The sequence below is a fragment of the Pseudomonas sp. S2_C03 genome (genome assembly GCF_054668405.1).
Window position 1 is genome coordinate 2571259 of the sequence record NZ_CP162766.1, and the last position, 13198, is coordinate 2584456.

12 protein-coding genes are annotated in these 13198 nt (G+C 59.2%); 8 read left to right on the forward strand and 4 right to left on the reverse strand.

Going from position 1 to position 13198, the window contains the following annotated elements; all coding sequences use genetic code 11:
• Positions 1-3: 3 nt before the first annotated feature.
• A complete protein-coding gene (locus AB4N64_RS11595) occupies positions 4-1377 on the forward strand; it encodes a J domain-containing protein (protein WP_460125585.1) in 1374 nt (457 codons plus the stop codon).
• Positions 1378-1441: 64 nt separating this feature from the next.
• Here AB4N64_RS11595 and yfcF read toward each other — a convergent pair whose 3' ends face one another.
• Positions 1442-2074 carry a glutathione transferase gene (gene yfcF, locus AB4N64_RS11600; RefSeq protein ID WP_460125587.1) on the reverse strand — a complete coding sequence of 211 codons (633 nt, stop codon included), beginning with the start codon at positions 2072-2074 and terminating at the stop codon, positions 1442-1444.
• A 181-nt stretch (positions 2075-2255) separates the two neighbouring features.
• Between yfcF and AB4N64_RS11605 the strand changes: the two genes are divergently transcribed.
• On the forward strand, positions 2256-3338 hold the full coding sequence (locus tag AB4N64_RS11605) for a bifunctional transcriptional activator/DNA repair enzyme AdaA (protein WP_460125589.1): 1083 nt from the start codon (positions 2256-2258) through the stop codon (positions 3336-3338).
• A gap of 31 nt (positions 3339-3369) precedes the next feature.
• Positions 3370-3987, forward strand: a complete 618-nt coding sequence (locus AB4N64_RS11610; RefSeq protein WP_460126720.1) for a DNA-3-methyladenine glycosylase family protein — start codon at positions 3370-3372, stop codon at positions 3985-3987.
• 90 nt (positions 3988-4077) lie between these two features.
• Here AB4N64_RS11610 and AB4N64_RS11615 read toward each other — a convergent pair whose 3' ends face one another.
• Positions 4078-5358 (reverse strand): HAAAP family serine/threonine permease, encoded by a 1281-nt coding sequence (locus AB4N64_RS11615; protein ID WP_460125591.1) that lies wholly within the window; start codon positions 5356-5358, stop codon positions 4078-4080.
• Between the two features lie 266 nt (positions 5359-5624).
• Between AB4N64_RS11615 and AB4N64_RS11620 the strand changes: the two genes are divergently transcribed.
• The 5 genes from AB4N64_RS11620 to AB4N64_RS11640 all read left to right on the forward strand — a co-directional run bounded on the left by AB4N64_RS11620 (position 5625) and on the right by AB4N64_RS11640 (position 9718).
• The gene (locus AB4N64_RS11620; protein WP_460125593.1) at positions 5625-6008 is read left to right on the forward strand and encodes a tautomerase family protein; all 384 of its coding nucleotides are present in this window, start codon (positions 5625-5627) and stop codon (positions 6006-6008) included.
• 27 nt (positions 6009-6035) lie between these two features.
• Positions 6036-6620, forward strand: coding sequence for a TetR/AcrR family transcriptional regulator (locus AB4N64_RS11625; protein WP_460125595.1), 585 nt, complete (start codon positions 6036-6038; stop codon positions 6618-6620).
• A gap of 112 nt (positions 6621-6732) precedes the next feature.
• Positions 6733-7698, forward strand: a complete 966-nt coding sequence (locus tag AB4N64_RS11630) for a 2-hydroxyacid dehydrogenase (RefSeq protein ID WP_460125597.1) — start codon at positions 6733-6735, stop codon at positions 7696-7698.
• 145 nt (positions 7699-7843) lie between these two features.
• Positions 7844-8911: a phosphotransferase family protein gene (locus AB4N64_RS11635; protein ID WP_460125599.1), complete on the forward strand. Its 1068-nt coding sequence runs from the start codon at positions 7844-7846 to the stop codon at positions 8909-8911.
• Between the two features lie 39 nt (positions 8912-8950).
• The gene (locus tag AB4N64_RS11640; RefSeq protein WP_460125601.1) at positions 8951-9718 is read left to right on the forward strand and encodes an SDR family oxidoreductase; all 768 of its coding nucleotides are present in this window, start codon (positions 8951-8953) and stop codon (positions 9716-9718) included.
• A 112-nt stretch (positions 9719-9830) separates the two neighbouring features.
• On the opposite strand, the gene AB4N64_RS11645 is transcribed toward AB4N64_RS11640, so the two are convergent.
• Positions 9831-12347: a hypothetical protein gene (locus tag AB4N64_RS11645; RefSeq protein WP_460125603.1), complete on the reverse strand. Its 2517-nt coding sequence runs from the start codon at positions 12345-12347 to the stop codon at positions 9831-9833.
• A 551-nt stretch (positions 12348-12898) separates the two neighbouring features.
• Positions 12899-13153 (reverse strand): DUF1652 domain-containing protein, encoded by a 255-nt coding sequence (locus tag AB4N64_RS11650; protein WP_460125605.1) that lies wholly within the window; start codon positions 13151-13153, stop codon positions 12899-12901.
• Positions 13154-13198 lie beyond the last annotated feature (45 nt).

Here is a 13198-nt window from a genome sequence, read left to right on the forward strand (position 1 = left end):
GTCATGAGCCATTGGCAGTTGCTCGATTTGACCCCGGACGCGGACGAACGCAGCATCAAGCGTGCGTACGCCCGGCTGCTTAAAACCTGCCGCCCGGACGATGACCCTGAAGCGTTCCAGCGCCTGCGTGAAGCCTATGAAACGTCGTTGGCCGAGGCTCGCTGGCGTGCGGACGCTGACGAGGAGCATGACGAGGACGTCATGGTTGCTCCTTTGGCCGTGCCGATCCCGGAACACGCCACGCCGGCCCCCACCCTTGGGCACGTCGAGTCGACGATCACCATCAATCCTCCAGAACCTTCCCTGGAGCGCATGCAGCAATGGCTGACCGACGGCAAGGAGCGCCAGGTGGTCGACGCGTTGCGCCACTGGCTGGCCAGTGAATGGCTACTCCCTTTTGAGCGCCGCCAGCAGTTCGAACAGTGGGTACTGGAGTGGCTGGAAGACGCACCCGATTGGTCCCCTGGTTTCTTCGAAGGCGTGTGCCAGGCGATGGGTTGGGATGAAAACCAAGGTAACCTGCCGTGCGAGTACTGGCGTTGGGATCGCCTGATCCGGCGCTGCGAAATCCAGGCCATGGAACAAACCGTGCGCGCCGACCTCGGCAAATACGAGGCCGACAAGGTCCATGGACAGGCTGCTGCCTTGCTGCTCGGGCCCATGAGCGACGAGCAGCGCCGGGGCATGGCTGATGCCTTCACCGCGCTCGACTGGCAGCGCTTTTCCCAGTTGGCGGAAACCATCGAATACCAATACCCCGAGTTGCCTGAGCGCCTTGGCCTCAAGCCACTCGACAACTGGCGCGATTGGCTGCCCGCTACCAGTTACAGTGGGGCCTCGCTTTTCCTTTGGTTCAGCCTGTCGGTTTTGCTCATCGTTTCGCTGCTCGCCGGCCCCCGGAAAGGAAACGGTCTGGGTGCCTTGCTGCTGATGCCGTTGTTCGTCCCGGCGCTGTTGTGGATTGGCAACAAGGTCTATCAGGTGTGGCACACCGGGGCTGTATTTGCAGGCCATGTGGATGTGCGGCTCAGTCGATGGTTACTCCCGTCTCGGATGTACCGGCAAGGTGCCGGTCTTCTGCTGCTGCGCCACATAATCCCCTGCGTCGTACCCGCCGGCCTCGCATTCCTCTGGTCCGAGCATGTGACGTGGTTGCAGTGGGTCAGCCCGGTCGTGGTTTTCCTGGGCACGCTTTATTTCACCAACGCGGCGCTGAGCGGCGGCAAGCCTTCACTGTGGGCCCGTGGTATACGAGCGATCAAGCTGAAGGTGGGGCGACTACCCTGGCACCTGATCCAGAGCAAAGGCATGCTGATTTTGATCGCCGTTGCGCTGATGGCGGCCTGGGTGTATTCGAAGATGAAGGGGGTGGTGTAGAGGCTGTCGCTACACCGGCAGCCCCCGATACGCCATTAGTGTGCTGTCCATGACGCGCCGTCGATCACAACGCCGGACGCTGCAGGTTGACCCATTCCTGCACCGCAGGCCGCTGCCACTGCCGTTGCGCATATTCAACCAGTGCCGGCGGCACGCGATCACCGTTGAGGATCAATCGGTTGAGCATCACCGCCAGGTCGACGTCGGCGATCGACCATTGACCGAACAGGAATGGGCGACCGTCGGCCAGCAGCGCCTGTGCTGCACCGATCAACTTGCGCGCGGCCGACTCGGCGGCTGGTGAAAGCGGGCCATATTGCTCGCCGTAAAACACCACCAGGGTGGATCGTTCCTGACGAATCGGCAACAGGTCGCTGCGCAGCCAGGCCTGGACTTGCCGGGCTTTCGCGCGCTGCTTCGCGTCCTGCGGGTACACCGGCAACTGAGGGTAAACGTCTTCCAGGTACTCGGTGATGGCGGAGGATTCCGACAAGGCAAAATCGCCCTGCTCCAGCGTAGGCACGCGCTGGGTCAACGACAGGTTGGCGTAGTCTGCGGACTGATTTTCGCAGGCATCAAGGTCCAGCGTACTCAGCTCAAAATCGATGCCCTTCTCGCGAAGCACCACAAAAGCGGACATCGCATAAGGGCTGGTGAATTGAGCATCAACGTACAAGCGCAGGGGGGAATGGTTCACCGCGGTCATCTCCATATGCATGAAGCCGCTAAGCTACGAGATCCATTGCCATAAATGAAATGCATGATTTTCATGGGCGTATTCCCTTGCGGAATACGCGGATGCGTGTGACGTCCAGCCCAGAAAATTCCGTGTCGATTTTCCGGTGGTGACCTGCCCCGGTGGGCCGTATGCTCAGCCCATGAACCTACAAAATGCGATGCTCCCACCCCACGCCGAAATGGTTCGCGCCATGCTCGAGCGCGACACCACCTACGAAGGGGTGTTCTTCACGGCGGTCAAGACCACCGGCATTTTCTGCCGCCCCAGTTGCACGGCGCGCAAACCAAAGCCGGAGAACGTCGAGTTCTTCGCCCATGCCGATGAGTGCCTGTCCGCGGGTTACCGCGCCTGTTTGCGCTGCAAACCGCTGGATGCCGCCGCCATCGCGCCAGACTGGGTGAAAACACTGCTCAAGGCCGTGGACGTCGCCCCCGACCTGCGCTGGACCGATGCACACTTGTTGGCCGAGGGCATCGAGCCGTTGAAGCTGCGACGTTGGTTCAAGCAACACATGGGCATGACGTTTCATGCATGGCTGCGCACCCGGCGCCTGGGCGTGGCGTTGGGCGGGATCAAACAGGGAGATTCCATCGACGGTGCGGCCTTTGATTCGGGTTATGAATCCCTCAGCGGCTTTCGGGACGCCTTTCAGAAGTCCTTCCACATCACTCCCGGCCGTACGGCCAACAGTGAACCCTTGCTGTTCACCCGCCTGACGACACCGCTGGGACCGATGATCGCCATGGCCGAACGGCGCGGGCTGGTGCTGCTGGAGTTCCTGGACCGGCCGGCATTGACCGGCGAAGTGCAAGCCCTGCAAAACCGCTATGGCTATGCGGTAGCGCCTGGACACAACGCGCATTTGCAGCAAATAGAGGATGAACTGGCCCGCTACTTCGACGGGAAAATGAGCGAATTCAAGGTGCCATTGCATATGCCCGGCAGCGAGTTTTCCCGGCAAGTCTGGGCAGAACTTGGGAAAATCCCTTTTGGCCAGACCAGTACCTACGGCACCATCGCTGCCCTGCTGGGCAAACCTGGTGCCAGCCGTGCCGTGGGCCTGGCCAACGGGCATAACCGCATTTCCATCGTTGTGCCTTGCCACCGGGTGATTGGCGCGGATGGCTCCTTGACCGGTTATGGTGGTGGGCAGCCCCGCAAGGCGTTTCTGCTGCGGCTGGAAAATGCAGCCGTGCAAGTCACGCAACAACTGGCGTTTTAAAGCCTATGCAAGGAAACCACGTCTGAGCACCCTGCCCGATCCCTATCAGCCGGCGAGCGAATGGCTCGCCACCCTCGACCCCGACTGGGCGCGCCATATCGCGGCCATCGGCCCCTGCCTGCACCAACCGCACCCCGCCCGTGATCCCTACGAATCATTGGTGCGGGCGATTGCCTATCAACAACTGCACGCCCGCGCCGGGGATGCGATTATCGGGCGGCTCCGAGGTTTGTTCGAGGCCCAAAGCTTCCCACGGCCAGAGCAGATTCTGGCCACCCAGTTCGATGACCTGCGCGCGTGTGGCTTTTCCGCCAACAAGATCGCAACCATTCAGGGCATCGCCCAGGCAACGCTTGACGCAGTGGTGCCGGACTATGCGACCGCCCTGGGCATGGACGATGAAGCGCTGATCGAAAGGCTGACCCGTCTGCGCGGCGTCGGGCGCTGGACGGTCGAGATGCTGCTGATCTACAGCCTGGAACGCATGGATATCCTGCCCGCCGACGACTTCGGCGTGCGTGAGGGGTATCGGCGGTTGAAAGGATGGGAGGTGCAGCCAACGCGCAAGCAGATCATGACGATAGGCTTGGCGTGGCAGCCCTATCGCACGGTGGCAGCGTGGTATCTGTGGCGGGTGCCCGGACGATAGACCGCGTCATGGTCCCGCCATCGCGACTCAATCGCTGCTTCAGATCCTGATGGGAGCGAGGCCGCTCCCTTCAGGATCAATCGAAGGCAATCAGGCGCTGAGGGAGTAGATCAATGCCGTGATCGCCACGAGCCCGACAGCCACCACAAACACGTTCGATGCCTGGCCGCGGTAAGGGGCCATGGCCGGAACCTTGCGGATCGCGTACATCGGCATCAGAAACAGGATGGCTGCAATCACCGGCCCACCCAGGGTTTCAATCATGCCCAGGATGCTCGGGTTCAGCGTCGCGACGATCCAGCACACCACCAGCATGAAAGCGGCGGTCATGCGGTCCAGGGTTTTGGGCGCTGGGCGTTTGCCGCTCTTGACGATCAGGCCCTTGAGGCCTTCGCTGGCACCGATGTAGTGGCCAAGGAACGACTTGGAAATCGCCACGAACGCAATCAACGGCGCCGCAAACGCGATGGTCGGATTGCTGAAATGGTTCGCCAGGTACGACAGGATCGACAGGTTTTGCGCCTTGGCTTCGACCAGCTGCGCGGGCGACAGGGTCAGCACGCAGCTGAAGACGAAGAACAGCACCATCACCACCATCAACAGGTGCGCGCGAGACAGTATCTGCGAACTGCGCTCTTCGGCGTGCTCGCCATAACGACGTTTCTGGTCCACGGCGAACGCCGAGATGATCGGCGAATGGTTGAACGAGAACACCATCACCGGAATGGCCAGCCACAACGTGTGCAGCAGCGACGACGGCTCAGGCACCGTGCTGACCGTGGTGAGGATGCCACCGTTCCAGTGCGGAACCAGGAACACCGCGAGAAACAGCAGCGCCACGATAAACGGATACACCATCAGGCTCATGGCCTTGACGATTGCCTGTTCGCCGCAACGCACCACCGCCAGCAGGCCGAGAATCAACACAAACGACAGCACCGCGCGCGGGGGTGGCGTGATGTGCAGTTGGTGTTCAAGGAAACTGCCCACGGTGTTGGTCAGCGCCACGCTGTAAATCAACAGGATGGGGAAGATCGCAAAAAAGTACAGCAACGTGATCAGCGCACCGGCCTTGATGCCAAAGTGTTCTTCCACCACTTCGGTGATGTCCGCGCCTTCGCGGCCGGACAATACAAAACGGGTGAGTCCGCGATGGGCGTAGAACGTCATGGGAAATGCCAGCAGCGCCAGGACCAGCAGCGGCCAGAAGCCGCCGAGGCCCGCATTGATCGGCAAAAACAGGGTGCCGGCGCCGATGGCCGTGCCAAACAGGCCCAGCATCCAGGTGGTGTCATGACGATTCCAGCCTTCAAGGCTGACAGGTTTCGCCGCTGCATAGCGTTCGCTGACGCTATTGGCCTGATCATTCATCCGGTGGGATCTCCGCATTCCGGTCGGTTGCTACCCGGCCAGGACGAGTCGGAAAACCCGACAGGCAGTGCCCTGGCCGAAACAGGGGCGCGATTGTCCGGGATTAATCAACAGAAGCAAAGACTTAGCTGAGCAACGGCGTTACGGATCAGATGAAATGCCACGTGTACGCCAACGTTTGCGGGAGCACGTCAGCATTCACCGATTCTATAAAGTGCTTTCATCATGTATTTTAGCCTGTACCTGCACCCTTCTGGAGCCTGCTCATGCCACTCGTTCGCATCGACATCAAAAAACGTCAGGACCCCTCCTTCGCCAAGCGTGTCGGGCAATTGGTCTATGCGGCCATGCACACGTCCATTGGTGTGCCCGAGAATGATAACTTCCAGATCCTCAACGAACACGACGAACAGCATTTCATCTTCGACCCGCAGTATCTGGGGATCCATCGCACCGATCAGTTGGTGGTGATCCAAATCACCCTGAGCGAAGGTCGTACCGTGGATCAGAAGAAACGGCTCTACAAAACCATCGCCGAGAGCCTCCACGCAGAGCTGGCCGTGCGCCTTGAGGACATTTTCATTAATCTGGTGGAAGTGAAAAAAGAAAACTGGTCCTTCGGTAACGGAATCGCCCAGTACGCCCTCTGAACCCACATTGATCTTTGTGAGCCGCCAATGCCCCGTGTTTCCCGCAAGCAAGCCGAACTCAACCGCGAAATCGTCGTCGAGGCCGCCACGCGGCTGTTCCGCGAACGAGGCCTGCACGGCATCAGCGTCGTCGATCTCATGGGTGCAGCGGGGCTGACCCATGGCGGCTTTTATGGGCAATTCGAATCGAGAGAGGCGTTGGCCCGGGAAGCCTTTGGCCGCGCCTTCAAGGAGTCCGGCGAACGCTGGCTGGAGCGGATGAACGCCCACCAGGACAAAAATGCCGCTCGCCAGGCGGTGATCGAGCCCTACCTGTCGGCGACCAGTCGCGACAATCCGGGGGAAAGCTGCCCTGTGGCAGCGTTTGTCGGCGATATGTGCCACGAAGCGACCGACAGCGCTCTACGCCAGACCTTCGTCAAAGGCATCGACTCGGTGCTCGACACCTTTGCACCGCTGATGGACAGCGGTGACCCCAAGCGCGATCGGCAGCAGGCGCTGGTGCAATATGCGCTGATGGTCGGTGCGTTGACCCTGGCCCGGGCCACCCGTGGCGATGAACTGTCGGATGAAATCCTGCAGGCCGCACAAAGCTTTTTGACAACGTCATAACCACCCTCTGCCGTTCCGCTATGATCATCTGGCAGCGCCGCACAATGCGTGCGTTGCCACCGCGCTTGCACGCCAGCAATCTCAGGGAATATTCGCGCAACAGGAGCCCAGCATGCCCGCAACCGTTTTGGTCCTGGTTGAAACCATCAACGATTACCTGCCCATTCTCGAACATCAGGGCTTCCACCTGATTCTGGCCCCCACCCCCGCCGAACGCGCCGAAGCCATTGCCACCCACGGCGCACGGATCGATGCGGTGCTGACTCGCGGACCACTGGGGCTTTACGCCGATGAAATCGCTTTACTGACGGCGCTGAAGATCATTTGCGTGATCGGTGCAGGCTACGAACACGTCGACCTGCAAGCCGCCGCCGACCGGGGCATCACCGTCACCAACGGTGCGGGGGTCAATGCCTCGTCGGTGGCTGACCACGCCATGGCGATGCTGTTGTCGCTGGTGCGCGACATCCCCCGAGCCGACGCTGCCGTGCGCCGGGGTGAGTGGCCAAAAATCATGCGCCCATCGCTGGCCCACAAGCGCATGGGCATCCTGGGCCTTGGCGCCGTCGGCATGGCCATCGCCAAACGGGCGGCCAATGGCTTCGACATGAGCATCAGCTACCATAACCGCCAGCACCGCAGCGATGTGCCCTACTCCTTCTGCTCAACGCCCACCGAACTGGCCCGTGCCTCGGATTTCCTGGTGGTGGCCACCCCTGGCGGCCTCGGCACTCGCGGCCTGATCAACAAATCGGTGCTGGAGGCCCTGGGTCCCAACGGTTTCCTGATCAACATAGCCCGCGCCAGCGTGGTGTCGACGGTGGATCTGGTCAGTGCGCTGGAGCAGCGGCGCATTGCCGGCGCGGCGCTGGATGTGTTCGACCACGAGCCGCAGGTGCCTGACTCACTCAAGGTATTGAGCAACGTGGTGCTCACCCCCCACGTGGCGGGTTTGTCCCCCGAGGCCACGCAAGGCACGGTCGAACTGGTCGGGCGCAACCTGACGGCGTTCTTCTCCGGTCTGCCGGTCATCACCCCGATCCAACTGCCGACATCCGAGACCAAGGCGTTTTTGTAGGACAATTCAAACGGTTGTATCAAAAGCAATGATTGTCCGGCAACACGCCTGTCTATAAGGGCTCGTCGCGGTTGTGGGGACCGGGTGTGGGCATTAGATTGATCACAGCCCTCAGGCCTCTAGAACAAGCACAATAGGGATACGCATGACGCTCACTGACAAGTCCACTCGCATCCGTACCGGCGAAGAGCTCGATGCCAGCCTGATCGATCCTTACCTCAAGACGCACATTCCGGGGCTCAGCGGCTTGCCACAGATCAGCCAGTTTCCGGGCGGCGCGTCGAACCTCACCTACTTGCTCGAATACCCGGAGCAGGAATTTGTCCTGCGCCGCCCTCCCTTTGGCCACAAGGCCAAGTCCGCGCACGACATGGGTCGAGAATTTCGGATCCTCAATCAACTGCGTGACGGTTTCCCTTATTGCCCCAAGGCTTACGTGCACTGCACCGACGAATCGGTGATCGGCGCCGAGTTCTACGTGATGGAACGGGTCAAGGGCATCATCCTGCGCGCGGAACTGCCGCCGGAGCTGGGCCTGGATTCTGCAAAAACCGAAGCCCTGTGCAAGAGTTTCATCGACCGCTTCGTCGAGTTGCATCAGGTTGACTACAACGCCTACGGCCTGGGCGACCTCGGCAAACCCGAAGGCTATGTAGCACGGCAGATCAAGGGTTGGAGTGATCGTTATGAAAAAGCGCTGACCCCTGACGCGCCGCATTGGGAAGCGGTCAAGGCCTGGCTCAATGACAAGATGCCGGCCGACCACCCGACATCGAGCATCGTGCACAACGACTACCGCTTCGACAACGTGATCCTCGACCCGAACAACACGATGCAGATCATCGGTGTGCTCGACTGGGAACTGACCACCCTCGGCGACCCGCTGATGGACCTGGGCAACACCCTCGCCTACTGGATCCAGGCCGACGACCCGGCACCGTTCCAGATGATGCGCCGTCAGCCGAGCCACGCACCGGGCATGCTCACCCGTCGCGAATTCGTCGACTACTACGCCCAGCGCTCGGGCATCCAGATCGACAACTTCGATTTCTACTACACCTACGGCCTGTTCCGCCTCGCCGGCATCGTGCAGCAGATCTACTACCGCTTTTTCCATGGACAGACCCAGGACAAACGCTTCGCGTCATTCATTCAAGTGAACAAACTGCTGGAGCAGATGAGCCTGCAAGTCATCGAGAAATCCAGCCTCTGAGCCAAACACGACACTCAGGCCCAACAATAAGGAACACCCATGTCCAAGACCCCTTTGTTCGACCTCGACGGCAAGATCGCATTCGTCTCCGGCGCCAGCCGTGGCATCGGTGAAGCCATTGCCAAACTGCTGGCCCAGCAAGGCGCTCACGTCATCGTCTCCAGCCGCAAACTCGACGGCTGCCAGCACGTCGCCGACGCCATCATCGCCGCCGGTGGCAAGGCCACCGCCGTTGCTTGCCACATCGGTGAAATGGAACAGATCAACCAGGTCTTCGCCGGCATTCGCGAGCAATTCGGCCGCCTCGACATCCTGGTCAACAACGCCGCGACCAACCCGCAGTTCTGCAACGTCCTGGACACCGACCTCAGCGCCTTCCAGAAAACCGTCGACGTCAACATCCGCGGCTACTTCTTCATGTCGGTGGAAGCCGGCAAGTTGATGCGCGAAAACGGCGGCGGCAGCATCATCAACGTCGCATCGATCAACGGTGTGTCGCCAGGCGTGTTCCAGGGCATCTACTCGGTGACCAAGGCCGCCGTGATCAACATGACCAAGGTCTTCGCCAAAGAGTGCGCGCAGTTCGGCATCCGTTGCAACGCCCTGCTACCGGGGCTGACGGATACCAAGTTCGCTTCGGCACTGGTGAAGAACGAGGCGATCCTCAATACCGCGCTGGCGCAGATTCCATTGAAGCGCGTGGCGGATCCGAGTGAGATGGCGGGGGCCGTTTTGTACCTGGCCAGTGATGCGTCCAGTTATACGACTGGGGTTTCGTTGAATGTGGATGGGGGATTCTTGTCCTGATTGCTGCCATGAATGATTAGGATGCACCGATCTGTCTTCGATGGCCGTGTCGAAGGCAGATCAAATGCGAGTGTATTTGAACAATCAGTATCGGCATGTTGGTCGAGTATGTTTATTGTTGGTGCACGGTAAAGGGTATCTCGGTCGTTTCCTGCGCGACATCATCATAAGATTTCAAGAAAGTTTTCAGTATGTAGTCACCAGCTCCAAGCTGTACGGGAATTTCAGCAAAACCATCGCTATCCGTTACATCAATAGTAATGGGAATCCCTACAATGACTGCTTGAACTGAAATATTAGTCAGCATTACCGACGGATGATTTTTGGCTTCAACATACACATGAAAATACCCCAATTCAAAAGCAATGAACTTCACTCGATCCGGAACAATCCGGTTAAATACGGGTAGTTCCTTGGCAATCGACATATTGAGGACGACAGGGGATTCAGGCCTGTCTTCGAAAGTAAACTTCAGTTGAGCCGAGCCCGTCTTCGTGTGCACAGCGTCAAAGGTAAATTTCGCCGTCGGATCCATGGTCAACCACGTCGCAGGAATAATCTCTCCGAGCGCTCCATCCCCCACCAGCTCCACTTTCACTCGGGTCCTCTCGTAACCGCTGCCGGTTGAATCCACGAGTAGGGCATGACGCCCCCCCATCGCCCCCTGAACGTTGTCACCCGTGGCGACAAGTTTGCCCGCGAATGAAATCTGGGGAGGATTTGCATAGACTTTGCTGGAAAATTCTATTGGACCTGCCATCCCGACAATAGCGGATTGCAACGCCAGTTTGAACGTGGCAGCCGTATCAATATTTGCTGTGATGGCCCAAGCGTAACTCGTCGTATTTCCATCAAAAGGTGGAGTCACGGTAAATTTACTTTTATCAATTCCACTGCCACTGATGTATTTCAAACTGACCGGAATGTCTGCCATGGCGTTTTTTGGTGTCAACGATAATTCAAACGGCTTGCGTGCCTCCACGAAAGGATCTGCGGGCACGGGCAACTTGTTCAATTTAAGCTCCATCTCGTCTGCCAGATGACTGGACAGGACTTTGCTCGCTGCCGTTTCCAGGTTCTGGGTGAACCCTTCTCCCGCCAACTGCAACTTGAACGTCCCGCTTCTGTTGGATGCCTCCACCTTCCACGAATGGGGATCGGCCGATACCAACTTGGTTTTCAGGTCTCCCGGTTGCAGCCCTGAAAGAGCAATGGCATTGAGCACCAGCGCACGACCTCTTAGCGGGCTGTGCTCCTTGTAAACCAGCGTAATGGTCCTTGGGGTCCCCCTGAAGAACACGGCCTCGACGGGGTAAGCCACACCATCCACCCGAAACTCCTGCACCTCTTCACGCAGGTAGCGCGCCATCACACTGCAAACCGGGAGCTTGATACCGGTAATACTTTCAGCCGCCAGCAACTCCAGCTGAAACGTGCCACTGTTGGTATGGGACTTGACGGTCCAGCTGTTAACATTGGCTTCACCCGCAGGGGTCACGCTCAGATTCGATGGCTGTACGCCCGTCAGGGGTGTTCCGGTCATCTTCAGCGGGAACGTGTTCAAGGGGCTACCGGCCTTGTAGGTCAGCGTGACCGTCTGCGCTTCGTTCCGGTAGAACAGGACCTGGGTTGGCGGCGACTCGACGCCGTTCACCAGGACCTTGTCCACCTCATCTGCCAGATTGACGGACATTACCCAACACCGCCGTTCCCACGGGCGCTCGACCTGTTCACTGCCGAACGCCAGGGTCACCACGCCACTGGCACCGGCTTGCGGTGTCACCTGCCAGGTAAATTCGCCGCCCTGTGGATCGACCGGCGTTTGGAACGCCGGCACGGCCTGAACCGTCAACCCGCCTGCTTCGGCCAGTTCGAGGGTTAGTTGCCTGGCAATGTCCGCCGTGGCTTGAACCTTGACCACGTTAGCCTGCCCGCGTATCAGCGCCACCGGGTCGCCAAACGCTGCCTGCGCACCGTTGACGATCAATTTGGCCTGTTGCCACGGGCTTTCCAGGTAGCCGGTGAAGCGAAACTCAGTGGAAATCGGCTGATCGTCGTAGAGATTGTGCACGCTGACCGTAATTGTCTGCTCGCCCTCATTCATGACGGTTTGAGTGAACTCGCTATCGCCCGCAGCATCTGTCGCAACAGTGGTGTCCTTGCCGTCGAACGTCCACACCACCTCCACGTTTTTAGCAGGCTGCTGCGTATAGAAGGACACCAGTCGGACGGTTGCGGTAACTGTTTGCCCGACGATAGGCGCCCCGATGGGCGGCCGCAGGTCTGCAAACTCGCAGCGGTAATGCCCCAGCTTCAACGGGATTACAAGTGCAGGAGCCGTGAACTCACTGGCCACTCGCATCTCCAGATCGCGATCTTCACCCGTGGCGGGACAATGCAACTTGAAGGAAGCGCCGGTCGGGGCCAGGGTTTGAAACTCGCCCAGCTCGGGTTCCAGACTAATTGCATGGGCTGGATCGCCGGCGATTTCGAGACAGGTGACCTGATGGTTGACCCAGGGACTATCGTCTCCGCCCGCAAGGCTCAAGACATGACACAGTTCATTCTCAGCCCCATGGCAGATGTACACTGGACCGAGGACCGTAACCTGGCGAATTTTGCTGTTCATGATTGGGCCTCGATAATCGGGTTCGGAGGGCAAGCCTGGAAGTCCGACTATCGAGAAAAAAACGGGTTGAGGTAACTGTCAGATGTGACAGTTCGGTTAGATCTAATCGAAATAAACGCGTCTAACTGCAACGAGGCAGGCCGGTACCTCCCGGGACCTGCCTCTGCAAATGGCACACCAAGGCGCCGCGTTGTAAATCGCTATTGAGTCACACAGCGCGTGGTGGTTGTCACTCGGGTCACCTCTCCGCTCTCTGCCCGAGGTTCGCCGAGCACATCGGTTTTATCCATGGCCTGGCAAGTGGTTTGAGGAGGCGGTGGCGGAGCAAGAGGCGGCGGTGGTGGCGGACTGGCGCAACCGGCGAGAATCGCCGCGCAAAAGGCCAGCGAGAGAGGTGTGAAAACGCGTTTCCCAGGAATTTTCATAGGTTGACCCGCGATAAGTGATCGACACACTGTTTGTGACAACAGAACGGGCGTGCTAAATCCGTGCTTACGTCATAAATATGGTCGATGTTTCGCCTATCGCCAGGTTCCAGCGTCTGAAGAGCCCTATTGCACCTGCGAACGGGGTGAGTGCAGCGCATTGCTTTGCAGTTCGTAGCGCAATTCTTCGATCAATGCAGCCACCGATTCGGCGGACTGCAATTTGGCGATGCTCAAGCCGCTGACAACAAGGTCGACCTGGCCGGAACCGGGGTGATAGAGCTTGACGGTCAGCGAATGGTCGCCCGTGATCGCGCATTCGCACGCCAGGGGCGAAAAACTGCGTTCTATCAACATACGCAGTTGCGCCAGTGAAATCATGTAATGGGTCCTTTGGCTGTTTCGTAGGGTACGGTCGGGGCATCC